Consider the following 23,178-nt stretch of genomic DNA (forward strand, 5'->3'; position numbering starts at 1 on the left):
AGGTTAACTTATGAGCACGCTGATCCCTGAATTTACCTTACCGAAAGATTTCTGCGCCGACGCCCGTGAGGCTTACACCATACCGGCCCGGTTCTACACCCACCAGGCGGCGTTCGAGCACGAAAAAGAGCAGGTGTTCGCCACCAGTTGGATCTGCGTGGCGCACCGCAGCGAGCTTGCCCAACCGAACGACTACATCACCCGCGAGATCATCGGTGAAAACATTCTGGTGGTGCGCGGCCGCGACAACGTGCTGCGCGCCTTTTACAACGTCTGCCCGCACCGCGGCCACCAACTGCTGGCGGGCGACGGCCGGGCGAAAAACGTCATCACCTGCCCTTATCACGCCTGGGCGTTCAAGCTGGACGGCGAACTGGCGCACGCGCGCAACTGTGAAAACGTGCAGAACTTCGATAAAGAAAACTCGCACCTGGTGCCGGTGCGGGTCGAAGAGTACGCCGGGTTTATTTACGTCAATCTGGACTCGCAGGCCGGCACGGTGGAAGACCAACTGCCGGGCCTCGGCGCCAAAGTGCGCGAAGCCTGCCCGCAGGTCGACGATCTCAAGCTGGCGGCGCGTTTCGTCACCCGCACCCCGGCCAACTGGAAGAACATCGTCGACAACTACCTCGAGTGCTACCACTGCGGCCCGGCGCATCCCGGTTTCGCCGACTCGGTGCAGGTCGATCGCTACTGGCACACCCTGCACGGCAACTGGACGCTGCAGTTCGGCTACGCCCGTCCCTCCGAGCAGTCGTTCAAGTTTGAAGAGGGCAAAGAATCCAGCTTCCACGGCATCTGGCTGTGGCCGTGCACCATGTTCAACATGCCGCCGCTGGAAGGCATGATGACGGTGATCTATGAGTTCCCGGTCGATGCGGAAACCACTCTGCAGCACTACGACATCTACTTCACCAACACCGATTTGAGCGACGAACAGCTCAAACTGATCGACTGGTACCGCGACGTGTTCCGCCCGGAAGATTTGCGGCTGGTGGAAAGCGTGCAAAAAGGCCTGAAGTCGCGCGGCTATCGCGGCCAGGGGCGCATCATGGCCGACGGCGCCGGCAGCGGCGTCAGCGAACACGGCATCGCCCACTTCCACAACCTGCTGGCGCAGGTTTATCAACCTTGATGCGACGGGGCCCGCGGGTCCCTTTCCCCTGACTTGTGAGGTTCTTGTGAAAATTTCCGATCGGGCGCTATTCCGCCAACAGGCATATATCAACGGCCAATGGCGCGACGCCGACAACCAGGAAACCCTGCCGGTGAGCGATCCCGCCACCGGCCAACTCATCGGCAGCGTGCCCAACATGGCGAGAGCCGAAACCCAACGGGCGATCGACGCCGCCCAGCAGGCGCTGGAAGGCTGGCGCGCGCTGCCGGCGCAACAGCGCGCGCAGCTGCTGCGGCGCTGGTTCGAACTGATGCTGGAACACCAGCAGGATCTGGCCAACCTGATGACGCTGGAGCAAGGCAAACCGCTGGCGGAATCGCTGGGCGAGATCCGCTACGCCGCCTCCTTTATCGAATGGTTCGCCGAACAGGCCAAGCGCGCCAACGGCGACATCATTCCGTCGCCGAGCAGCGATAAACGCCTGATGGTGCTGAAACAGGGCATCGGCGTGTGCGCGGCGATCACGCCCTGGAACTTTCCGGCGGCGATGATCACCCGCAAGGCTGCGCCGGCGCTGGCGGCCGGCTGTACGCTGGTGGTCAAACCCGCCAACGAAACCCCTTATTCGGCGCTGGCGATGGCCGAGCTGGCCGAGCGCGCCGGCATTCCCGCCGGGGTGTTCAACGTGGTGACCGGCAACTCGCAGGCGATCGGCGCCGAGCTGACCCGCCACCCGCAGGTGCGCAAACTCAGCTTTACCGGCTCCACGCCGGTGGGCCGCCTGCTGATGCGCCAGAGCGCGGACACCATCAAGAAAGTGTCGCTGGAGCTGGGCGGCAATGCGCCGTTCATCGTATTTGACGATGCGGACATCGATGCCGCAGTGGAAGGCGCGCTGATCGCCAAGTATCGCAACGCCGGGCAGACCTGCGTCTGCGTCAACCGGTTCTACGTGCAGCGCGGCGTTTACCCGCAGTTCGCCGAGAAGTTTGTCGCCCGCGTGGCGGCGCTGCAGGTCGGCAACGGCTTCGAAGCCGGCGTACAGATTGGCCCGCTGATCAATCGCAAGGCGCGCGATAAGGTGTTGGAGCTGCTCGATGACACGCTGAGCAAAGGTGCTCAGGTGCTGACCGGCGCCACGCCGCACGCGCTGGGCGGCAATTTCTTCACCCCGACGGTGCTGGGCGACGTGCAGCCCGGCTCGCTGCTGCTGGAAGAAGAGATCTTCGGCCCGGTCGCGCCGCTGGTGATATTCGATGACGAAGCCGAGGCGATCCGCCAGGCCAACGACACCATTTACGGCTTGGCCGCTTACTTCTACACCCGCGATGCGGCGCGCATCTGGCGCGTTTCGGAACGGCTGGAGTACGGCATGGTCGGCATCAATACCGGGCTTATCTCCAACGAGGTGGCGCCGTTCGGCGGGGTGAAACAGTCGGGGCTGGGGCGTGAAGGCTCCGAATACGGCATCGAAGACTATCTGGAGCTCAAATACCTGTGCCAGGCGGTATAACTTTTTCATGCGCGGGGACGCCCGCGCTTTGGAGCCAATGAATGACCAGCTATCAGATGCTTGATGTCCGCGTCGTCGACATCGAAACCGTCACCGCACGGGTCAAGCGCTTTACCCTGACGGATCCGCAAGGCCGGCCGCTGCCTGCCTTCAGCGGCGGCAGCCACATCATCGTGCAAATGCAGGACGGCGAGCAGCGCTACAGCAACGCCTATTCGCTGCTCAGCTCACCGTTCGAACTCGAGCATTACCAGTTCGCCGTTCGGCGCGAGTCTCCTTCCAAAGGCGGTTCCGACTTCATGCATGACCGGCTGGCGGTCGGCGATACGCTGACCATCAGCACCCCGAATAACCTGTTCGCGCTGGCGCCGGAAGCGCAACATCACGTGCTGATCGCCGGCGGCATCGGCATCACGCCGTTTATGGCTCATCTGCATGAGCTGCAACGCAGCGGCCAACGCTACCATCTGCACTACTGCTTCCACAGTGAAGAGCACAACGCCTTCCAGCAGCAGCTGATGCAAGCGCCGTTCGCAGACAACGTCAGTTGCCATGTCTCCAGCCTTGGCGGCCGGTTGGATCTGGCGCGCACGCTGGCCGATGTGGAACCCGGCGCCCATATCTACGTCTGCGGCCCGGCGGCGCTGAACGAAGCGGTCTACCGGATCGCCGCCGAACGGGGTATCGATGCCGGTCGCTTGCACAGCGAAGCCTTTGCCGCCGAAGACACGGCGGGCGGCGCCTTTACGCTGGTGCTGGCTCGATCGGGTATTGAGCTTGAAGTGGCGCAAGACATGACCATCCTGCAGGCGCTGGAAAACAGCAAGGCGGCCAAGGTCGAGTGCCTGTGCCGCGAAGGCATTTGCGGCACCTGCGAAACCCGCATCGTCGAAGGGGAAGCCGATCACCGCGATCAGTATCTCAGCGAGGAAGAACGCGCGGCGCAGCAGACCCTGTTGATCTGCTGCTCGCGCGCCAAAGGCAGCCGGCTGGTGCTGGATTTGTAAAAGGAGCGCCCGCAACGGCGGGCGTCCTGGTTAAGCTTTCGGGAATATCCACAGATGCTCGGCCGGCAGGGAGAGCCGGCACAGCGCCCGATCGCGCGCCTCGTGGCCATAGGCGCGTACCACGAAATCTTCGGCCACGGTGCGGAACAGGTATTCCCAGCGATCGCCGAGATACATGCTGGTCAGCAACGGCAGCTCAAGCTGATTACCCTGTGGATCTTCACCCAACCGCACGCGCTCCACGCGGATCACCGCCGTGCCCTCCTGCCCGACCTGCACGCCTTCGCCCGCTTTGCCCCACAGCGCCCAATCCTTACCTTCGATGCGCGCCCGGCCATCTTCCAGCGCCACGATCTTGCCAGGCAACCGGTTGTTGCTGCCCATGAATTCGGCGGTGAACAGCGTGGCGGGCGAACCGTACATCTCCTGCGGCGTGCCCTGCTGTTCGATTTTGCCGTTATTGAGCAGCAGGATGCGATCGGAAATGGCCATCGCCTCGTTCTGATCGTGGGTCACCATCAGCGCCGACAGACCGAGCTTGATGATCAGCTCGCGCAGAAATACCCGCGCTTCTTCGCGCAGCTTGGCGTCGAGGTTGGACAGCGGCTCATCCAGCAGGATCACCGGCGGGTTGTAGACCAGCGCACGGCCGATCGCTACCCGCTGTTGCTGGCCGCCGGAGAGCTGGTGCGGATGGCGCTTGGCCAAATGCCCCAGCCCGAGCTGATCCAGCACCGCCTGTACCCGTTGGGCGATTTCCGCCGAGGCGGTCTTACGCAGCTTCAGCGGATAAGCGACGTTCTCAAACACCGTTTTGTGCGGCCACAGGGCGTAGGACTGAAACACCAGCCCCAGGTTGCGCTCTTCGGCGGGAATTTCGCTGCGCGCGCTGCCGTTGTAAACCGCGCTGTCGCCGATGACGATTCGCCCCTGGCTCGGCTTCTCCAGCCCGGCCACCGCCCGCAGCAGCGTAGTTTTGCCGCTGCCCGACGGGCCCAGCAGTGAGACCACTTCGCCCCGTTTCAGATCCATCGACACCCCTTTCAGCACCGGGTTGTCGCCATAGGTCAAATGCAGGTTCTCTACCGAAAGTTCAATCATGTAATTTCACTCCAAAGCGCAAAGCGATCCCCAGCCCCAGCACCACCAGCAGGATATTGATGAACGACAGCGCGGCGACGATATCGATGGCGCCCGCGGCCCACAGGGAAACCAGCATCGAGCCGATGGTTTCCGTGCCCGGAGACAGCAGATAAACCCCGGTGGAATATTCGCGTTCAAAGATCAGGAACATCAGCAGCCAGGAGCCGATCAGGCCGTAGCGCGACAGCGGAATGGTAACGTGTCGGGTGATCTGGCCGCGGCTGGCGCCGGCGCTGCGCGCGGCTTCCTCCAGTTCCGGCCCCACCTGCAGCAGCGTGGAAGAAATTAGCCGCAGGCCATAGGCCATCCACACCACGGTATAGGCCAGCCAGACGCTGAAGATGGTGCTGCGCAGCGAACGCAGCCAGACGATCACGTTCTCGCGCAGCCATTCGGCCATCGGCAGCACGGACAGCCAGCCTTCCTTGAGCGATTTATCCAGCCACATCGGCAGGAACAGGAACACCCACAGGAACGCCAAACCGGCCAGCAGCCCCGGCACCGCGCGCGGCACCAGCACGCTGTAGTCGAGGAAGCGCGTGGCGCCGTCCGGCTTACGGTGCATCGCGATGCCGATAAACAGATAGCACGCGACCGCCAGCGCCCCGCCGATCACCCCGATCGCCATCGAGTTGACGATGGCGCGCAGCAGGTTGGGCTGCGCCCAGATGGTGCGGAAGGTGTTGATCGACAGTTCGTCCCAGACAGACACGCCCACGCCCCAGTTGGAGATAAAGGCGCGCAGCACCACGCCGATCAGCGGCACGCCGATGGTCACGGTCAGCCAGAACATCACCACCGCGCCGGCCACCCAGCGCCATTTGCCCAGCGGCAACGCGCGCGCCTGCGAGGCTTTGCCCTTGACGGTGACGAAACGGTTGGCGGTACGCATCAGCCTGCGCTGCAGCATCACCAACGGAATGGTGATGCAGATCAGCACCACCGCTACCGCCGCCATCAGATGGTAAGACGGCGTGCCCAGCTTGTTGGTCAACTGATACAGGTAGGTCGCCAGCACCAGGTTGCCCTCCGGATCGCCCAACACCAGCATCAGGCCGAACACCTCCAGCCCGAGGAAGAACAGCAGTACCCCGGCGTACAAGATAGACGGCCGCACCATCGGCAGGCTGACGGCGGTCATCACCTGCAGCGGCGTAGCGCCGGCGGTGCGCGCCGCTTCTTCAACGTCGGAGCCCACGCTGCGCAGCGCCGAGGAGATGTACAGGTAGGCGTGGGGCACGTGCGTCAACCCGGCGATAACCACGATGCTGGCCATCGAATAGATGTTCCACGGCACGAAGCCCAGCAGCGCCTCCGCCCACAGCGAGAAGAAGCCCACCGGCCCCGCCGCCACCACGTAACCGAAGCCCAGCACCATCGGCGACACGAAGATCGGCACCAAAATCAGCGGTTCGATGATCCGCCGCCCCGGTAGATCGGTGCGCACCATCAGGAAGGCCAAAATGCCGCCGAGCGGGATAGCGATGATCACCAGGCCGAATGCCAGAATAAAGCCGCTTCTCAGCGCCTTGTAGAAATCCGGATCGGTAAAGATGAACTCGAAGGCCTCCAGGCTGAAGACCTTGGAGGGAGAGAAAAACGGAGCCGAGAGGAAGCTTTGAATGATGATAAACGACAGGGGGACATAGATAACCAGCGCGGTTATCAACACCACCAGGCCGCGCGGCAGGCTCTGCCACTTTCTGCGCCATGCTTGCATAAATGCTCCCTATGGTTGTAAACGACGACCAAAGGGCGCGCGCCTGTACGTCAGGCGCGCGTCCGAATGCAGTCCCTGTTATTTCGCCGCGGCGGCGCGCCATTGTTTGATGTAGTCGAGACGCTTGGCCGGCTGCAGATACTCCAGCAGGCTGTCGTCGACCGGGATCGGCTTGAGCGCGTTGCCCAGCAGCTTGGTCATGCCGTCGATGTCGTTCTTGCCTTCGACATCGTTGCGGATCGAAGGGATATCAGCCTGATTGGCGAGAATATTTTGCCCTTTCTCCGACAGCACGTAGTCGAACCACAGCTTGGCGGCGTTAGGGTGACCGGCTTCTTTGCTGATGAAGCTCACGCGCGACAGCACCAGGGTATAGTCTTTCGGATAGACGATGCCGAGGGACGGATCGCTCTTGGCGCGGGCCTCGGCGTACGAACCGAGGATGTTGAAGCCGATCAGGTTTTCACCGGAAGAAACGCGTTCCATCATGGTGCCGGTTGAGGATTGCACCGCCAGCCCGCCCTTGGCCACGTCGGCCAGCGTTTTGAAGTAGTTGGGATCGGCCTTGAAGTCCTGCACCGACAGCATGAAGCCAACGCCGGATTTTTCGATGTCGTAAGTGGTGACTTTCTTCTTGAATTTGTCCGTCTGGCTGGCGATCAGCTTGGCCAACGCCGCGTGCGAATCCGGCACATCGCCCTGCGGGATCAAGCGTTTGTTATAGATGAACACCACCGGCTCATAGGTGGTGCCATACACTTTATCTTGCCATACCGCCCATTTTGGCAGCTGAGCCCGCTCCGGAGAGGCATACTCCTGCGCATAATCGCCCGCCAGTTTCAAAATGGTGTCCATCGACGAACTCCACACCAGGTCGCCGCTGGTGCCGCCGGCCGCCTGCTCGCTGATGAAGCGGTTATACAGTTCGGTGCTGTTCATGTCGTTGTATTCGACCTTGATGCCCGGATACAACGCCTCAAATCCCTGGATCAGCGGCGCCGCCGCCTTGGTGTCGGTGGTCGAGTAAATCACCACCTTGCCTTCTTTCTTCGCGCCGTCGACCAGTTTCTGATAGTCGGCGGGGTAGCCCGCCGGGAAGGCCGCATAGGCGGAAACGGAGCCCAGTAAGGTGATTGCAGCCACGGTAGCGCTGATTTTTTTCATCATCATCCATCCCCAGATCACATTTAATAAACCAAAAATTAACATACAGTTAATAATTGCAACGAGACAACGGCGTTGCTTGTTATCTTTCGGTTTTGTGAGGTTGGACGTTTTTCAGTCAATACCCACGCCCGGCGGCGCGGGCTTTGCGGTCATCCGTGTCGCAGACTATTCTGCCAGGCGTGAGCGCTGCAGCAGGCGAATTCGCTGTACGATGGCGCCCCGGCAACGTCAGAACAAAGCCGGCATTCGACCCGCGATATGCCGATCTTTTTCCCCCGTAAACCGGTCGAAGACGGCCACGTCTCTTTCAAGCCGCACATCGAAATTCCGCTGTCGATAGACAGGGTGGCGCGCTAACGCGCTGCCGGGCCGGCCGCCATGATCCCTCTGTGCGGCCGGTTCACGCCAGGATAAACAGCGCTGGATTAATCAGGTTTTTGTCGCCGAATTATTATATCCTGCCGGACGAAAATTTTTGCGGGCGTACGCAGCCCCACGCGCCTCCTTCTGCAGCGCTTCATTTCGCAGCCAGGCCGTTTATTTCATGAATACAGGCAGTGCCATACCGTTATGACCAAGAGTTTATCCCCGAAAGATATTATCGCCCTGGGCTTTATGACCTTCGCCCTGTTTGTCGGCGCCGGCAACATCATTTTCCCCCGCTGGTGGGGCTGCAGTCCGGTGAACATCTGTGGCCGGCCGCCCTCGGGTTTATGGTGACCGCCGTCGCTCTGCCGGTGATCGCCGTGATCGCGCTGGCGCGCGTCGGCGGCAGCATTAGCCTGCTGACCGGCCCCATCGGCCGCGCCGCCGGCCTGCTGTTGGCGACCGTCTGCTATCTGGCGCTCGGCCCGCTGTTCGCCACCCCGCGAACCGCCAATGTTTCTTTCGCCCTCGGCATCGCGCCCTTCACCGGCGACGGCGACCTGCCGCAGTTCATCTACAGCCTGCTGTTCTTTACCCTGGCGATGGTTGTGTCGCTGTATCCCGGCCGCTTGCTCGATAACGTCGGCCATATTCTGGCGCCGCTGAAAATTCTGGCGTTGGCCGCGCTCGGCATCGCCGCCCTGGTGTGGCCCGCCGGTGCGCCGGTCTCCGCCGTCGGCAGCTATCAGGCCGCGGCGTTTTCCACCGGCTTCGTGCAGGGTTATCAAACCATGGACACGCTGTCGGCATTGATGTTCGGCTCGATTATCGTCACCGCCGCCCGCTCGCGCGGCGTCAGCGACAGCGGCCTGCTGCTGCGCTACACCCTGTGGGCCAGCCTGATCGCCGGCGTCGGCCTGACGCTGGTCTATATCTGCATGTTCAAGCTCGGCGCCGGCAGCGGCAGCCTGGTCGGCAGCGGTGCTCAGGATGGCGCGGCAATCCTGCACGCCTATGTGCAGCACACCTTCGGCGATCTGGGCAGCGTCTTTATGGCGGTGCTGATGTTCATCGCTTGCCTGGTGACAGCGGTCGGCATGACCTGCGCCTGCGCGGACTTCTTCTCCCGCTACCTGCCGCTCTCTTATCGCACGCTGGTGGTCATCCTCGCCCTCTTCGCCATGCTGGTTTCCAACATGGGGCTGGCCAATCTGATCCGCGTCTCACTGCCTGTACTGACGGCGATCTACCCGCCTTGCATCGCGCTGGTGTTGCTCAGCTTCAGCCAGAACCGCTGGCGCAGCGCCAGACGCGTCTTCGCGCCGGTGATCGCTACCAGCCTGGTGTTCGGCCTGGCCGATGGCCTGAAGGCTTCAAGCTTCAGCGGCCTGCTGCCCGCCTGGTTCGATAAGCTGCCGCTGGCCGAGCAGGGTCTGGTCTGGCTGCAGCCTACGCTGTTGGTGCTGTTGCTGGCGGCGGCTTACGACCGGTTGCGCAGCGCCGAAAGCGTCAAGGCCGCGTCGTAATCGCGATTTCCGCCCATAAAAAAAGCCGGTCATGATGACCGGCTTTTTTATCGGCTTGCGCCCGGCGGCTTACTTCAGCAGCGCCTGCGCCTTGGCCACCACGTTGTCCACGGTGAAGCCGAACTCGGCGAACAGCTGCTCCGCCGGCGCCGACTCACCGAAGGTGGTCATGCCCACGATAGCGCCGTTCAGGCCCACGTACTTGTACCAGTAGTCCGCGATACCCGCTTCCACCGCCACGCGCGCCGTTACCGCCGCCGGCAGCACCGACTCGCGGTACGCCGCATCCTGCTTGTCGAACGCGTCGGTCGACGGCATCGACACCACGCGCACCTTGCGGCCCGCCGCGGTCAGTTTGTCCGCCGCCTCCACCGTGATGCCCACTTCGGAGCCGGTGGCAATCAGGATGACGTCCGGCGTGCCCGCACAGTCTTTCAGCACGTAGCCGCCGCGGTACACGTTCGCCAGCTGCTCTGCGGTGCGCGGCTGCTGGGTCAGGTTCTGGCGCGAGAACACCAGCGTGGTCGGGCCGTCGTTGCGCTCGATGCCGTACTGCCACGCCACCGCCGATTCCACCTGGTCACACGGGCGCCAGGTGCTCATGTTCGGGGTCACGCGCAGGCTCGCCAGCTGCTCCACCGGCTGGTGGGTCGGGCCGTCTTCGCCCAGACCGATGGAGTCGTGGGTGTAGACGAACACGTTGCGCAGCTTCATCAGCGCCGCCATGCGCACCGCGTTGCGGGCGTATTCCACGAACATCAGGAAGGTCGCCGAGTACGGCAGGAAGCCGCCGTGCAGCGCGATGCCGTTGGTGATGGCGGTCATGCCGAACTCGCGCACGCCGTAATGAATGTAGTTGCCCGCCGGGTCAACGTTCAGCGCTTTCGAACCGGACCACATGGTCAGGTTGCTCGGCGCCAGGTCGGCGGAGCCGCCCAGGAACTCCGGCAGCACCTTGCCGAACGCTTCCAGCGCGTTCTGCGACGCCTTGCGGCTGGCGATGTTGGCCGGGTTGGCCTGCAGTTTTTCCACGAACGCTTTGGCGTCCGCTTTCCAGTCCGCCGGCAGCTCGCCGTTCATGCGGCGCTTGAACTCGGCGGCCAGTTCCGGGAAGGCCCTGGCGTAGGCGGCGAACTTGTCGTTCCAGGCCGCTTCTTTGGCCTGACCGGCTTCCCTGGCGTCCCACTGGGCGTAGATGTCCTGCGGGATTTCAAAGGCGGCGTATTTCCAGCCCAGCGCTTCGCGGGTGGCGGCCACTTCGGCGGCGCCCAGCGCGGCGCCGTGCACGTCATGGGTGCCGGCCTTGTTCGGCGAACCGAAGCCGATAACGGTCTTGCACATCAGCAGCGACGGCTTGTCGGTCACCTTGCGGGCTTCTTCAATCGCGGCCTTGATGGCGTCCGGGTTGTGGCCGTCGACGTTGCGCACCACGTGCCAGCCGTAGGCTTCGAAACGCAGGGCGGTGTCGTCGGTGAACCAGCCGTCGACGTGGCCGTCGATGGAGATGCCGTTGTCATCGTAGAAGGCGGTCAGCTTGCCGAGCTTGAGGGTGCCGGCCAGGGAGCAGACTTCGTGCGAGATGCCTTCCATCATGCAGCCGTCGCCCATGAAGGCGTAGGTGTGGTGATCGACGATGTCGTGGCCAGGGCGGTTGAACTGCGCCGCCAGGGTGCGTTCGGCGATGGCGAAGCCGACGGCGTTGGCGATACCCTGGCCCAGCGGGCCGGTGGTGGTCTCAACGCCCGGGGTGTAACCATACTCCGGGTGGCCCGGGGTTTTGGAATGGAGCTGACGGAAGTTTTCCAGCTCGCGCATCGGCAGGTCGTAGCCGGTGAGGTGCAGGAGGCTGTAAATCAACATGGAGCCGTGGCCGTTGGAGAGCACGAAACGGTCGCGGTCAGCCCAGTGCGGGTTAGTCGGGTTGTGGTTGAGGTAGTCACGCCACAGGACTTCGGCGATGTCCGCCATGCCCATAGGGGCCCCCGGGTGGCCGGAATTTGCTTTTTGTACGGCGTCCATGCTGAGTGCGCGGATGGCGTTGGCAAGCTCTTTACGAGAGGACATGTTTTACTCCAGGTCGGATAAAAAAAGCAGTCAAGTTCCCTATTTTCTCAGACTCCACATCACAACGGCAATCCCTAATGCCAAATGAGAGCGAGTTCACCACTTATTAGCACGATTGGACGCTTTTTCGGAATAACACTATTCTCGCCCCGTCTGGCGTACACTAGGCTCTTGCGGCAAGATAGCCTCAAAGCAAAATGACTCTTTTACCTTGTTACCTTCACAGGAAGATGGCGTTATGAAGATCCGTACCTCTTTGATTGCGTTGGGCATTGCCACCTTGGCAACCGGCTGTCAAAACCTGAATACCGAAACCCTGATGCAGTCCGGCGCGCAGGCGTTCCAGGCGGCGACCCTGAGCAACAACGACGTTAAGGCCCTGAGTGATAAATCCTGCGCCGAGATGGACAGCAAGGCACAAATCGCGCCGGCCGACAGCACCTATGCCAAGCGTCTCAACAAAATCGCTGCGGCGCTGGGCGACAACATCAACGGCACCCCGGCCAACTACAAGGTCTACGTGACCAAAGACGTCAACGCCTGGGCGATGGCCAACGGCTGTATCCGCGTTTACAGCGGCCTGATGGACATCATGAACGACAACGAAGTGGAAGGCGTGCTGGGCCACGAAATGGGCCACGTGGCGCTGGGCCACACCCGTAAAGCGATGCAGGTGGCTTACGGCACCGTGGCGCTGCGCACCGCGGCGTCCTCCGCCGGCGGCGTTATCGGCTCGCTGTCGCAGTCGCAGCTGGCGGACATCGGCGAGAAGCTGGTCAGCGCCCAGTTCTCGCAGAAGCAGGAAAGCGAAGCGGATGATTACTCGTTCGATCTGCTGAAAAAGCGCGGCATCGATCCGAACGGCCTGGCCACCAGCTTCGAAAAACTGGCCCAAATGGAAGCCGGCCGTCAGAGCAGCATGTTCGACGATCACCCGTCTTCCCAAGCGCGCGCGCAGCACATTCGCGATCGCATCGCGGCAGAGAAGTAACAACGAGAACGCCCGGCAACCGCCGGGCGTTTTTTATCGTCTCAATACAGGGTTTTCTGCGGCGGCCCGGCGAAGGTCAGCGGCCCGACCTGCTTCATGTCCACCTCGACCACCGACGGCCCCGGGTAGTTGATCGCTTCGGCCAGCACGCCGTTGAACTGCGCCGCCGCCTCGACCTTCCAGGCTTTCAGCCCCATCGCTTCGGCTATTTGAGTAAAGGCCGGCGTATGCAGCTCGTTGTAATACTGGCGCCCGGCGAAATACTTGTCCTGAATGCCGCGCATCACGCCATAGCCGCCGTCGTTCATGATCAGCAGGGTGATGTTCACCTGTTCCTGCGCCATGGTCGCCAGTTCCCCCAGGCCCAGCGCCAAACCGCCATCGCCCACCAGCCCCACCACCTTGCGCTGCGGGTTGGCGATCGCGGTGCCGATCGCCATCGGCAGCCCCATACCGATAGCACCGGCCAGCGAGTGAATGTTGCACAGCGGCGAGATCGCGCGGAACAAACGGCTGCCCCAGACGCTGCCGGAAACGGTGATATCGCGCACCAGCAATCCGTCCTGCGGCAGCGCGTCGTCGATGGCGTCGTTGAGTTTGGCGTATTCACCGGACTGCTGACGCAACGCGCTCTCCGCCTGCTGCACCGCCCCCGCGATCTCGGCATCCCACTCTGCGTTGACCTTCTCGCCGGGGCTCAGCCGCGCCGCCAGCGCGGCCAGCAGCGCTGCACAGTCACCATTGATCTGCTCATCGGCCAGGTAGTTGCGGTTGGCCGCCGCCGGATCGATGTCAATTTGCACCAGCGGGCGCGGCAGCGGCAGCGTCCAGGTGCGGGTCTCATTACTGCGCAGCCGTGAACCGGCCACCAGCGTCAGGTCGCACTGCGTCAGGATAGCCTCGATGCTCGGCGAGTTGTGGAACGCCCGCAGGCTGCGCGGATGGCTGTCCGGCAGAATGCCGCGCCCGTGGGTGCTGGAGATCACCGCCACGCCGGCGTCCGCCAGCTTGCGCACCGCATCGCCGCAGGCCAACGCGCCGCCGCCCAGCCACAGCAACGGGCGCTTGGCCTGTTTCAGCCGCTGATGCAGCCGCTCCACCGCCGCATCGTCCGCCTTCGGCAGCGGCGCCGGCGCCAACGCTTCGGTCAGCACCGAGCGGGAAACCAGGCTGCTTTGGATATCGATCGGGATCTCGACCGCCACCGGGCCGCAGGGCACGGTTTGCGCATCCAGGATCGCTCGCTGGATCACCGCCACCGCCTGTTCCGGCGAATTGACCCGGTAGGCGCGCTTGGAGCAGGCGCGCAGAAAACCGAGCTGATCGCGGGTTTCATGAATAAACCCGGCGTCGGCGTCCAGATAGGCTTTTTCTACCTGGCCGGTGATATGCAACAGCGGCGTGTTGGCGTTAAGCGCTTCAATCATCGCCCCCACCGCGTTGCCCGCGCCGGCGCCGGTGCTGGTCAACGCCACGCCCAGGCCGGAGAAGCGCCCATGCGCATCGGCCATGGTGACCGCGCCCGCTTCGCCGCGCGCCGGCACGAAACGAATTTTATCGCGCTGCCCCACCGCATCGGCGATCGGCAGATTATGAATCGAAATGATGCCGTACATCGCCGACACCGCGTACTGTTCCAGAGTCCGGGCTATCGCCTCGCCAACCGTGATTTTATCGCTCATCATCTGCCTTCTTAGGGTAGTCGTTATTAGGGTTATGCGTAGAGGTGTCGGCCTAGTCGCTCCAGCGGTTCACCTGATGGCTCAGCGCCAGATACACGCTTTTCTGCTGCATGTAGGCCTTGATGCCGTTCAGGCCCTTTTCGCGGCCCAGCCCGCTTTCCTTGAAACCGCCGAACGGCGTGGAAATCGAGAACGTTTTGTAGGTGTTGACCCAGACGGTGCCGGTTTCCAGCCGCTCCGCCAGCGCCATCGCCCGCGGGAAATCGCGGCTCCAGATGCCGGCCGCCAGGCCGTACACCGAGTCGTTGGCCTGTGCGATCAGCTGTCGCTCGTCGTCGAACGGCAGCGCCACCAGCACCGGCCCGAAGATCTCCTCCTGGCACACGCGGGCGTCGTTGTTCAAACCTTCAATAATGGTCGGCAGGTAATAGCTGCCGCTCGCCAGTTGCGGATCGGCCGGCGCTTCACCGCCGATGACCACCCGGCCGCCCTCCTGCCGCGCCAGCGCCACGTAGTCCGCCACGCTTTGCCGATGTTTGGCGCTGATCAGCGGGCCAAGATGCACGCCCGGCACCAGCGGGTTGCCGATGCGCAGTCCCGCGCTCAGTTCGGTCAAGCGCGCCAGCAGCGGCTGATACAGCGAACGATGCACGAACAGCCGCGAGCCGGCGATGCACGCCTGGCCGGCGGAGCTGAAAATGCCGTAGCAGATGCCGCGCGCCGCCTGTTCCAGATCGGCGTCCTCCAGCACGATGGTCGGCGATTTGCCCCCCAGCTCCAGCGAGGTGGGGATCAGCTTATCGGCGGCGATGTGCGCCAAATGGCGCCCGGTGCTGGTCCCGCCGGTAAAGGAAATCTTCTTCACCAGCGGATGGCGCGCCAACGCCTCGCCGATCACCGAACCTTTGCCCGGCAACACGCTGAGCAGCCCGGCCGGCAGCCCCGCCTGTTCGAACAACTCGGCCAGCTTCAGCGCCATCAGCGGCGTGGCTTCGGCCGGCTTGAGCACCACCGCGTTGCCCGCCGCCAGCGCCGGCGCCACCTTCTGCATTTCGCTGGCGATCGGTGAGTTCCACGGCGTAATGGCGGCGATCACTCCCATCGGTTGATACTGGCTGAGGGTCATCACCTCGGCGCTGCGTGGGGTCGGCAGCTCGCCTTCCAACACCTCGCAGGCGGCGGCGAAGTAGCGCGCGGTCGCCGCTGCGCTGGCCACCAGGCCGCGGGTTTCCGTCAGCGGTTTGCCGTTGTCGCGAGTCTGTAGCTCGGCCAGCTGTTCCTGCTGCGCCAGGATCAGGTTGCTCACGCGGTAGAGAATTGAAGCACGCTGATGCGGCACCAGCCCGCGCCAATCCGGCGCGCGCCAGGCGCGTTCCGCCGTTTCCACCGCCTCGTTCACGTCCTCGACGTTAGCGGCGCGCAACCGCGCGTTGACGCTGCCGTCGGCCGGGAATACCGAAGCCATCTCTTCGCCGCACCCTTCACGCCAGCGCCCGGCGACAAAAATATTCAATCGTTCCATGCTCCGCTCCTGCCGTTCAGGCAATAAAACCGCCGTCCACCAGACGGCGGCAGGCTTGTACCGCGCTCAGCGCCGCCAGGGTTGATGTTTTGGGATTGCTCGCCAGCGGGGTGCCGCTCAGCTCGATGTGAAATTCGCCAAAGTCGCCGCATACCTGCAGCCGATGGGTATTGCGCCGGGTGGCGGGATCGACCTGCAGGCGCACCCGGGTGGCGTCCATCCCCAGGCCGTTGAGCGCAATGGTGGCCGCCACGTTGGCATTAGCCGGGAACAAACGCGCCGCTTCGCGCGCCGACCCTTCAAAAAACACCTGGGCTTCACGCACCGTATCGAGATCGATCAGCTGCTCCGCCGGGCTGCCCCGCCAGCTGGCCGGGCTCTTGCTGGCCTGATAGGTCACGCTTTCCAGCCCGCCTTCGCGCGCCGACGCCAGCCCGTCCATGCCCGCCACCGCGCCGGATAGCACGATCAGTTGCCCGTGATGGCTGCGGCAGGCCTGCTGCAACCGCTGTTGCAATGCGGCATCCGCCAGCGCGCCGGTCGAGATCAGCGCCAGCGGCCAACCGCGCTGCAGCACCGCTTCGCCAAACTCCGCCACCGCCTGCTGGCTGGCGCACTCCAGCACCAGATCCGGCCGCTGCGAACACTGCTCCGGATGGGTCAGCGCCTGCACGCGCCCAGCAAAAGCCTCATCGATCGCCGCATGATGAGCTGCGCGCGCCAGGATCCAGCCGACCTCCACGCCTTCAGGCAAACGGGCGATCACTTCCTTCGCCATCGCGCCATAGCCAATCATCATGATCTTCTTCATCTTTTTCGGCCCCTGCTACACATGGCGGTTAAAGCCGCCGGAAACGTCCAGCGCCGCGCCGGTGGTAAAGGAAGCCAGCGGCGAAGCGAGGAACAGCAGCGCCTGCGCCGGCTCCTGCGGCTTGCCGAGGCGCTTCATCGGGATGCCGCGGCGTTCGGCGATCGCCGCCGTCCACTGCTCCCAGCTTTGATCTTTATCGCTGCGATCGTCGAAACGGCGGCGCCATTGGCCCGACTCCACCATCCCCAGCAAGATCGAGTTAACCCGAATGCCTTTGCCCACCAGCTCTTTCGACAGCGTCAACGTCATATTGAGCAGCGCGGCGCGCGCCGCCGAGGTGGCGATCATGTGTTCCTCCGGCTGCAGCGCCAGCAGCGAGTTCACGCAGGTGATAGACGCGATATCCGATCGTTCCAGCGCCGGTAAAAACGCCTGCACCGGGTTGATCACGCCGAACAGCTTCAGCTCTGCCTCATGCAGCCAGGCTTCGCGCGGCGTCTGGTCAAAGTGGGCGACGAAGCCCTGACCGGCGTTGTTGATCAGCAGATCCACCCCGCCGAAACGCGCCGTCACCTGAGCGGCGAACTGCGCCACCTGCTGCGCATCCAGCACGTCGCAGCGCAGCGCCAGGATCTCCGCCTGCGGGAAGTCCGCGCGCAGGCTGGCCTCCGCGCCGGCCAGTTTGTCCGGATCGCGGCCGCAGAACGCCACCTTCGCCCCTTCGGCCAGCAGCAGCTTCAGAGTTTCGAAACCGATGCCCGACGAGCCGCCGGTCACCACCGCCACCCGATCCTCAAGCTGAAAATTCATCGTTGGATTGCTCCCGTAAAGTCCCGCAGATAGCGGTTGAAACACGCCGGCGCATCGAGGTAGCTGGCGTGACCGGCGGCGGCGATCAGACGCAGCGTCGCGTCTTGCTCACGCGCCAGCTCGGCCGCCTTCTCCGGCGGCGTAATGCGATCCAGTTCACCGCACCACACCTCCAGCGGGCCGCGATAGCGCGCCAGATAGCGGCCAATATCATCGTTGGCCAGCATCCAGGCGGCACTCAGAAAACCGTCGGGATCGAGCTGCTGCATGCCGTTACGCACCCAGGCGATATCCTGCGGATCCGCACCTTCGCGCAGCAAGGCCGCCGCCCGCTGCTCGCCGTAGCCCACCGGCCCCAGCGTCTCCATCATCTGTTGGCGCTGGCCGTACACCTGTCGGCGTTTTTCCTCCGGCGCCGCGGCATAGCCCTGCGCCGGATCCGCCAACACCAGCCCACATAGCCCGTCCGGATAGCCGGCGGCGTAGGCACTGCCGATCAGCGCTCCCAGCGAATGGCCGACGATCAGCGGCTGCGCCAGCTGCAGCTCATCAATCAGCGCCGCCAACGCCGCTGCATAACCGGCGCTGTCAGCCTGCGGATCCGCCAACGGCAGGCTGCCGCCGTAACCCGGCGCATCCCACGCCAACAGACGATGACCGTCTGTCAGGCCGCTGTCGTTAAACTGCTTGATCCACGAGGCGGATCCGGAACTGATGCCATGCAGCAACACCACCGGCCGTCCCTGCCCGGCCTCGCGCCAGCTCAGGGTATACGCCCCGCAGCGCGCCCGTTGGCGTTGCGCCAGGCCGTTCATCAGTTACGCTTCACTTTGGACAGCGGGTGGTCCGCCGGATAAGTCGGGATCTCCGGCTTGGCGGTGCCGAGCATCACGCACATCAGCGCCTCTTCCTCGCCGTGATTGAACAGGCCGCGATACACGCCCGCCGGCACCGAGATCAAATCGCGCTCTTTCAGCCTGGTTTCGTAATACTCTTCGCCATCCTGGATCATCAGCGTGATGCTGCCTTTCAGCATGAAAAACACTTCTTCCACGTCGTCGTGCAGGTGCAACGGGCCCTCGCACTTCGACGGCAACACCATGGTGGAGAAGGTGAAATTACCCGCCGGAATGGTGTTGGCGTCGCTGGCCACGCCGGTGGCGCCGGTGCCGATGTAGCGCATCTGCGCGCGGCGGTATTTCGGGTCGAAATCGGCCTGGAATTTCAGCGCGTTCCAGTCGTATTTGCGGCCTTCGAAACGAGCGATGCGCGACTCAACCCAGTTTTCCATCGACAGATCCTGCGGCTTGACGCCGGCTTTGTTCTCAACCTGAGACATGTTGTCACTCCTCTGTTGAAATGATTTATTAATCAGTACTTTATCAGCAACGGCAGCAGAATGAGGCAGCCGACGAACGCCATCACCACCAGGAACAGCAGGCCGTTATCCATATTGCCGGTGGCGGCGATCAACGCCCCCATCAGCACCGGCGCCAGCGCGCCGGCAAAATTGCCCAGTCCGTTGAAAATGCCACCGGCGGTGGCGCTGACCTTGCTGCTGGTCGCCTTCGCCAACAGCGCGAAAATATTCGGCGCGCCGGCGCCCCACATAAAGGTGCTGAAAGCCATGGCGGCGATCACGCTGTAAGTGCCCTGCAGGTGCAGCACCACCGCCAGGCCAAGGCCGGCGCCGCACAGCGACAGGAAGCAGGCCAGCGCGCGCCGATCCAGCTTGTCCGACAGCCAGGCGCCCAGCACTTCACCGAGCAGCATGGCGATGAACGGCAGCGAAGAGAGGTAACCGGCATGTTCCAGATGAATGCCTTTGCCCTTGATCAGATAGCTCGGCAACCAGCCGTTCATGCCCCACAGGTAGGTCAGGAAGGCGATATTGAACAGGCAAATCATCCAGAAATGCGGGCTGCGCAACAGCTCGCGGCGATGCTGTTGGCGTTCGGACACCGCCGGCTTGGCCGCCGCCGCCGGACGCGACACGTTCAGGTGGCGCATGCCGAACAGCACCAGCAACATCACCGGCAGCGTCAGAAACGCCATAAAGAAGAAGGTGGCCTGCCAGTCGAAGGTATTGAGGATGTACAGGGTGACCGGGAAGCCGAGCGCGGCCCCGAGCGGCGTGCCGAGCAGCCACAGCATGGTGGCGCGCGCCTGCAGCTGCGGCGGGAAGGCCTGACGAATAATAGCGTAGGCCATCGGCAGTAGCGGCCCTTCGGCGATGCCGAGCAGAATGCGCAGCGTCATCATGGCGTGATAGGAGCGCACCAGCCCCATCAACACCATCAGCACGCCCCATACCACCATCATGCCAATCAATACTTTGACCGGATTAAGCCGATCGCCGATGCCGCTGAGCAGCATCGAGGAGATGCCGTAGGAGAACAGAAACGCGCTCATCAGCAACCCCAGCCGCGCCGGGTCAAAACCGATGCCCAGCGCCTGCTGAAACTCGGCGTCGGAAAACAGCGCCGCGATGCTGATCTTGTCGAAAAACGCCAGCAGCACGCAGGCGAACAGCGCGATCGGCACCGACCAGCGCACCCGCTGCTGCGGATTTTCGGCAACGGTTTCCCCCGCCCGTCCAGCGCGGGCGTCAATGTCTTGCGTAGTCATAAAACGCTCCCGAGGTTCGGGCGTTATTTCAACGCCATCAAAGAAAACTCCGCATCCGCCAGCTGCTGCGGATCCAGCACCCGGCCGCTCGCCAGCCAACGCTTGCCGAGTTTGATGGTGCGCGCGTCGTTGAACGCCACCATCTGCACCAGTTGCCGATCGGCGTTCAGCGTGAAGAACACCTGCGACTGCGGCGTGCGGCGCACCACATGGTGCACGCCGCCACTCGGCACGCCGAGGATCTGGATATTGACGTCGTATTGATCCGACCACAGCCAGGCCACGTCGTCATACGGAGCGGCGAAGGCGTCGAGCATCGCGCAGGCAGTGCTGATGGCCTGATTTTGCGCGTAGGCCCAGGACTGCAGGCACAGGCCGAGCGTCGGGTGGCGCGCCACATCGCCGGCAGCGAAGATCGCCGGATGGCTGGTGCGCCCCTGGCCGTCGACCACGATGCCGGACTCGATAGCCAGCCCGGCGCTGCGCGCCAGTTCGAGATTCAGCTCGACGCCGATCCCCACCACCACCAGATCGAAGGCCTGCGGATCGCTGACTTCGCTGCCGATCCAGGCGGCGCCGTCGCGATCTTCCAGCGAGATCTCGCCGCAGCCGCACAACACCGTCACCCCCTGCCGGCGATGCAGTTCGAGCAACGCCTGCGAGACATCGGCGCCGACGCTGCGCATGCACAGCGCAGGCTGGCGCTCAAACACCGTCACCTCGACGCCGAGACGGCGCGCAGAAGCGGCGATCTCCAGCCCGATCCAACCGCCGCCGACGATCGCCAGGCGACGGCAACTCTGCAGGCCCTGCCGCAACCGGGCCGCATCATCCCAGGAACGCAGCGTCATCACGCGCGGGTGCTGCGCCCAGGCGGCGCCCGGCAAACGCGGCCGCCCGCCGGTGGCGATCAGCAACTGCTCGAACTGCAGCCGTCGCCCGTCGCTGAGCGTGACGATTTGCTGTTCGGCGTCGATAGACTCGGCGCGCAGCGGGCGACGCCAGTCGATGTTCAGCTCCGCCACCGCCTGTTCGCTGAACAGCCGGCTCAGGGGAGCCGCGGCATCCAGCAGCGCCGCTTTCGACAGCGGCGGCCGCTCGTAAAAATCGTAGGGTTCGTCGCTTATCACCGTCAGCCGGCCGCTGTAACCCCGGTCACGCAGCGTCTTGGCCGCCCAACCGCCGGCCTGGCCGCCGCCGACGATGACAATGCCCGCCTGTTCCGGCCGGTTCATAACGCTTGCGCCTTTTTATGCTGGCGGCGCGTGTCGTGATCGATGCCGCCTTCTACCGCCCATTCGGTGAAGGAGACCAGCGAATGTTCCAGCTCGCGCGGCTGCCAGTTTTCCGTCAGATAATCGTCGTTGGTGTAGTACTCGAACGCGCCGCCGGTCGGGCTGTTGACGTACCAGAAATACGCCGAGGAAATCGGGTGGCGGCCAGGGCCGATGAAGGTGCTCCACTGCTCTTTGTTCATGGCGATGCCGCCGCCGATCACTTCATGGATATCGCGCACGGTGAACGCCACATGGTTCAGGCCGCGTGGGCGGTTGGGCAGCTTCAGCAGGAACAGATTATGGTGACCGCCGCGCGCCTGGGTGCGCAGGAAGACGGCTCGATCGATATAGCGATCGGAAACCTGGAAATCCAACAGCTCGCGGTAGAAACGCTCGGTCGCCGCCAGATCGTCAACGAAGAACACCACGTGGCCGATATTGATCGGCTGCGCCTGCGAGTAGACCGGGCTGGGTTGATCGATGCGGCGCACGTCGCCCCATTGGTTGATCGGCGTGACCGGCACTTCGACCGCCTGCTGGCGGCTGACGACGAAGCGCAGCGTCATGCCGTTGGGATCGCGGCATTCCAGCTCTTCCCCCACCTGACGAAAGCCGGACATCAACGCCAAACGCGGCTGCAGACGCGCCAGATCCGCGGGCGATGCCACGCCCCAGGTCATGCGGCGCAGGGTGGAACCGCCTTCAAACGCCGCAGGCAGCACCGCGCTTTGCAACGGGTGCAGAACGACCCGCGCCCCGCTCAGGGTAGTGAATTCGCGCTGCGGTTCGCCCCAATGTTGCGTGGCGGGCTGCAGGCCAAAGTCATGCATGAATTTTTCGCAGGTTGGCAGATCTTCGACGCCAAACTCCAGTTTTTCGATTCCGATTACGCTCATTGCTCAGCCTCACGTTCTCGCTGTATACGGTTTTCAGGCATGACTGAACCCCGGCCCCTGTTTGCTGTGGGCCTTATCCCTGCCTGAGTGAAAGAGTCGGTCCTGTCGGTTAGCCGACGTTGGCCTGCGGCGGCGCGCCGAGGAAGCCGGAAATTTTCTCCGCCGCATCGCGCACTTCCATGCGCAGCCGCTCGCGATCCGCTTTCGGGATCTCATCGGACGGCACCATGATGCTGACCACCGCCTCGACCCGCTGCTCACGGTTGAAGATCGGGTAGACGATCGAGGAGATGCCGTGGCGGAAGAACGATTCGCCGATTACATAGCCGCGCGCCTTGTCTTGCTGCACCATCTGCCACAGCGTTTCGCGATCCGCCGGGGTGCCCGGCGCGTTGCCCGGCAGCTGCACGTCCGGATAGAGTTGTTCGAACTCGCTGCGGGTGGCGCTGGTCAACAACATGCGGCCGAGCGAGGTTTGGTGCACCGGCAAACGGGTGCCGACGCTGACCTGATTGATCTGAGAACCGGCGGCGCTGACGCGGGCGATATAGATCACGTCGCGCCCGTCGCGGATCGCCAGATGACTGCTGCACTGGCTGCGATCGCGCAGCTGTTCGATCACCGGCTGGCCGGCCTGCGCGACGTCCAGCGACGCGATGTATTCAAAACCGAGACGCAGCACCTTGATGCCCAGCGCGAAGGTATTGGTGCGCGGATTGCGCTCCAGAAAGCCCAGGTGCTCGAGCGTCTGCACCACGCGGTAGGCGGTGGCCTTCGGCATATCGACCAGGCGATGCAACTCGGCAAAGGTCATTTCCTTATGCTGCTCGCCAAACGCCAGCAGCAACTGCAATCCGCGATCCAGTCCCGGGATCAGATACTTACATGCTTGCTCGTCCGCCATCTCTCGCTCCTGCGCTGTGCGCCTGCCCTGCGGG

General features: G+C 63.4%; 18 protein-coding genes and 1 pseudogene. 5 read left to right on the plus strand and 14 right to left on the minus strand.

The genetic code is table 11. The features are described 5' to 3' along the window. Positions 1-10: 10 nt before the first annotated feature. Genes ACORQT_RS20445 through ACORQT_RS20455 form a run of 3 tightly spaced genes read left to right on the plus strand, consistent with a single transcriptional unit; the run spans position 11 to position 3,637 of the window. The gene (locus tag ACORQT_RS20445; protein ID WP_033644732.1) at positions 11-1,135 is read left to right on the plus strand and encodes an aromatic ring-hydroxylating oxygenase subunit alpha; all 1,125 of its coding nucleotides are present in this window, start codon (positions 11-13) and stop codon (positions 1,133-1,135) included. Positions 1,136-1,181: 46 nt separating this feature from the next. Continuing rightward, the gene (locus ACORQT_RS20450) at positions 1,182-2,630 is read left to right on the plus strand and encodes an NAD-dependent succinate-semialdehyde dehydrogenase (RefSeq protein WP_164057091.1); all 1,449 of its coding nucleotides are present in this window, start codon (positions 1,182-1,184) and stop codon (positions 2,628-2,630) included. A gap of 41 nt (positions 2,631-2,671) precedes the next feature. Continuing rightward, on the plus strand, positions 2,672-3,637 hold the full coding sequence (locus tag ACORQT_RS20455) for a PDR/VanB family oxidoreductase (protein ID WP_089192231.1): 966 nt from the start codon (positions 2,672-2,674) through the stop codon (positions 3,635-3,637). Between the two features lie 30 nt (positions 3,638-3,667). Here the strand turns inward: ACORQT_RS20455 and ACORQT_RS20460 are convergent, their stop codons facing one another. From ACORQT_RS20460 to ACORQT_RS20470, 3 genes are all read right to left on the minus strand, one after another. After that, a complete protein-coding gene (locus ACORQT_RS20460) occupies positions 3,668-4,738 on the minus strand; it encodes an ABC transporter ATP-binding protein (RefSeq protein ID WP_033652192.1) in 1,071 nt (356 codons plus the stop codon). Then, on the minus strand, positions 4,731-6,500 hold the full coding sequence (locus ACORQT_RS20465) for an ABC transporter permease (RefSeq protein ID WP_033644727.1): 1,770 nt from the start codon (positions 6,498-6,500) through the stop codon (positions 4,731-4,733). The genes ACORQT_RS20460 and ACORQT_RS20465 overlap by 8 nt, the downstream gene beginning before the upstream one ends. Before the next feature lie 78 nt (positions 6,501-6,578). After that, complete coding sequence (locus ACORQT_RS20470) at positions 6,579-7,667, minus strand: ABC transporter substrate-binding protein (RefSeq protein ID WP_033644933.1); 1,089 nt, start codon at positions 7,665-7,667, stop codon at positions 6,579-6,581. Positions 7,668-8,282: 615 nt separating this feature from the next. Here ACORQT_RS20470 and brnQ point away from each other — a divergent pair. Continuing rightward, positions 8,283-9,559: pseudogene (brnQ, locus tag ACORQT_RS20475) on the plus strand (branched-chain amino acid transport system II carrier protein). Between the two features lie 69 nt (positions 9,560-9,628). On the opposite strand, the gene tkt reads toward brnQ, so the two are convergent. Next, positions 9,629-11,623 (minus strand): transketolase, encoded by a 1,995-nt coding sequence (tkt, locus tag ACORQT_RS20480; RefSeq protein ID WP_108681712.1) that lies wholly within the window; start codon positions 11,621-11,623, stop codon positions 9,629-9,631. Positions 11,624-11,861: 238 nt separating this feature from the next. Between tkt and ACORQT_RS20485 the strand changes: the two genes are divergently transcribed. Then, positions 11,862-12,614, plus strand: a complete 753-nt coding sequence (locus ACORQT_RS20485; RefSeq protein ID WP_004937650.1) for a M48 family metallopeptidase — start codon at positions 11,862-11,864, stop codon at positions 12,612-12,614. Between the two features lie 41 nt (positions 12,615-12,655). Here the strand turns inward: ACORQT_RS20485 and ACORQT_RS20490 are convergent, their stop codons facing one another. The 10 genes from ACORQT_RS20490 to ACORQT_RS20535 all read right to left on the minus strand — a co-directional run bounded on the left by ACORQT_RS20490 (position 12,656) and on the right by ACORQT_RS20535 (position 23,144). Then, positions 12,656-14,296: a thiamine pyrophosphate-binding protein gene (locus ACORQT_RS20490; RefSeq protein ID WP_182073807.1), complete on the minus strand. Its 1,641-nt coding sequence runs from the start codon at positions 14,294-14,296 to the stop codon at positions 12,656-12,658. Positions 14,297-14,348: 52 nt separating this feature from the next. Then, the gene (locus ACORQT_RS20495; RefSeq protein WP_164057089.1) at positions 14,349-15,818 is read right to left on the minus strand and encodes an aldehyde dehydrogenase; all 1,470 of its coding nucleotides are present in this window, start codon (positions 15,816-15,818) and stop codon (positions 14,349-14,351) included. Positions 15,819-15,834: 16 nt separating this feature from the next. After that, positions 15,835-16,629 (minus strand): aspartate dehydrogenase, encoded by a 795-nt coding sequence (locus ACORQT_RS20500; protein WP_164057088.1) that lies wholly within the window; start codon positions 16,627-16,629, stop codon positions 15,835-15,837. Positions 16,630-16,644: 15 nt separating this feature from the next. Then, on the minus strand, positions 16,645-17,439 hold the full coding sequence (locus ACORQT_RS20505; RefSeq protein WP_033644722.1) for an SDR family oxidoreductase: 795 nt from the start codon (positions 17,437-17,439) through the stop codon (positions 16,645-16,647). Beyond that, entirely contained in the window at positions 17,436-18,254 is an 819-nt protein-coding gene (locus ACORQT_RS20510; RefSeq protein WP_164057087.1) for an alpha/beta fold hydrolase, read from the minus strand. The genes ACORQT_RS20505 and ACORQT_RS20510 overlap by 4 nt, the downstream gene beginning before the upstream one ends. Further along, positions 18,254-18,778: a cupin domain-containing protein gene (locus ACORQT_RS20515; RefSeq protein ID WP_004937634.1), complete on the minus strand. Its 525-nt coding sequence runs from the start codon at positions 18,776-18,778 to the stop codon at positions 18,254-18,256. The genes ACORQT_RS20510 and ACORQT_RS20515 overlap by 1 nt, the downstream gene beginning before the upstream one ends. A gap of 32 nt (positions 18,779-18,810) precedes the next feature. Beyond that, entirely contained in the window at positions 18,811-20,067 is a 1,257-nt protein-coding gene (locus ACORQT_RS20520) for an MFS transporter (protein ID WP_072627019.1), read from the minus strand. A 23-nt stretch (positions 20,068-20,090) separates the two neighbouring features. Further along, positions 20,091-21,302, minus strand: a complete 1,212-nt coding sequence (locus ACORQT_RS20525; RefSeq protein WP_042785343.1) for an NAD(P)/FAD-dependent oxidoreductase — start codon at positions 21,300-21,302, stop codon at positions 20,091-20,093. Continuing rightward, positions 21,299-22,240: a VOC family protein gene (locus ACORQT_RS20530; RefSeq protein ID WP_197666953.1), complete on the minus strand. Its 942-nt coding sequence runs from the start codon at positions 22,238-22,240 to the stop codon at positions 21,299-21,301. Before ACORQT_RS20530 ends, ACORQT_RS20525 begins: the two co-directional genes overlap by 4 nt. A gap of 109 nt (positions 22,241-22,349) precedes the next feature. After that, entirely contained in the window at positions 22,350-23,144 is a 795-nt protein-coding gene (locus ACORQT_RS20535; RefSeq protein WP_046897346.1) for an IclR family transcriptional regulator, read from the minus strand. Positions 23,145-23,178: the final 34 nt, after the last annotated feature.

It is taken from the genome of Serratia sp. (in: enterobacteria), from assembly GCF_052400455.1.
Taxonomy (GTDB): domain Bacteria; phylum Pseudomonadota; class Gammaproteobacteria; order Enterobacterales; family Enterobacteriaceae; genus Serratia; species Serratia ureilytica.

Excerpts from the sequence above, each read along its gene's own strand:
- ACORQT_RS20525 (WP_042785343.1), bottom strand. The coding sequence starts at position 21,302 with ATGAACCGGCCGGAACAGGCGGGCATTGTCATCGTCGGCGGCGGCCAG.
- tkt (WP_108681712.1), bottom strand. The coding sequence starts at position 11,623 with ATGTCCTCTCGTAAAGAGCTTGCCAACGCCATCCGCGCACTCAGCATG.
- ACORQT_RS20470 (WP_033644933.1), bottom strand. The coding sequence starts at position 7,667 with ATGATGAAAAAAATCAGCGCTACCGTGGCTGCAATCACCTTACTGGGC.
- ACORQT_RS20505 (WP_033644722.1), bottom strand. The coding sequence starts at position 17,439 with ATGAATTTTCAGCTTGAGGATCGGGTGGCGGTGGTGACCGGCGGCTCG.
- ACORQT_RS20460 (WP_033652192.1), bottom strand. The coding sequence starts at position 4,738 with ATGATTGAACTTTCGGTAGAGAACCTGCATTTGACCTATGGCGACAAC.
- ACORQT_RS20520 (WP_072627019.1), bottom strand. The coding sequence starts at position 20,067 with ATGACTACGCAAGACATTGACGCCCGCGCTGGACGGGCGGGGGAAACC.
- ACORQT_RS20495 (WP_164057089.1), bottom strand. The coding sequence starts at position 15,818 with ATGGAACGATTGAATATTTTTGTCGCCGGGCGCTGGCGTGAAGGGTGC.
- ACORQT_RS20445 (WP_033644732.1), top strand. The coding sequence starts at position 11 with ATGAGCACGCTGATCCCTGAATTTACCTTACCGAAAGATTTCTGCGCC.
- ACORQT_RS20515 (WP_004937634.1), bottom strand. The coding sequence starts at position 18,778 with ATGTCTCAGGTTGAGAACAAAGCCGGCGTCAAGCCGCAGGATCTGTCG.
- ACORQT_RS20510 (WP_164057087.1), bottom strand. The coding sequence starts at position 18,254 with ATGAACGGCCTGGCGCAACGCCAACGGGCGCGCTGCGGGGCGTATACC.
- ACORQT_RS20500 (WP_164057088.1), bottom strand. The coding sequence starts at position 16,629 with ATGAAGAAGATCATGATGATTGGCTATGGCGCGATGGCGAAGGAAGTG.
- ACORQT_RS20530 (WP_197666953.1), bottom strand. The coding sequence starts at position 22,240 with ATGAGCGTAATCGGAATCGAAAAACTGGAGTTTGGCGTCGAAGATCTG.
- ACORQT_RS20455 (WP_089192231.1), top strand. The coding sequence starts at position 2,672 with ATGACCAGCTATCAGATGCTTGATGTCCGCGTCGTCGACATCGAAACC.
- ACORQT_RS20485 (WP_004937650.1), top strand. The coding sequence starts at position 11,862 with ATGAAGATCCGTACCTCTTTGATTGCGTTGGGCATTGCCACCTTGGCA.
- ACORQT_RS20490 (WP_182073807.1), bottom strand. The coding sequence starts at position 14,296 with ATGAGCGATAAAATCACGGTTGGCGAGGCGATAGCCCGGACTCTGGAA.
- ACORQT_RS20535 (WP_046897346.1), bottom strand. The coding sequence starts at position 23,144 with ATGGCGGACGAGCAAGCATGTAAGTATCTGATCCCGGGACTGGATCGC.
- ACORQT_RS20465 (WP_033644727.1), bottom strand. The coding sequence starts at position 6,500 with ATGCAAGCATGGCGCAGAAAGTGGCAGAGCCTGCCGCGCGGCCTGGTG.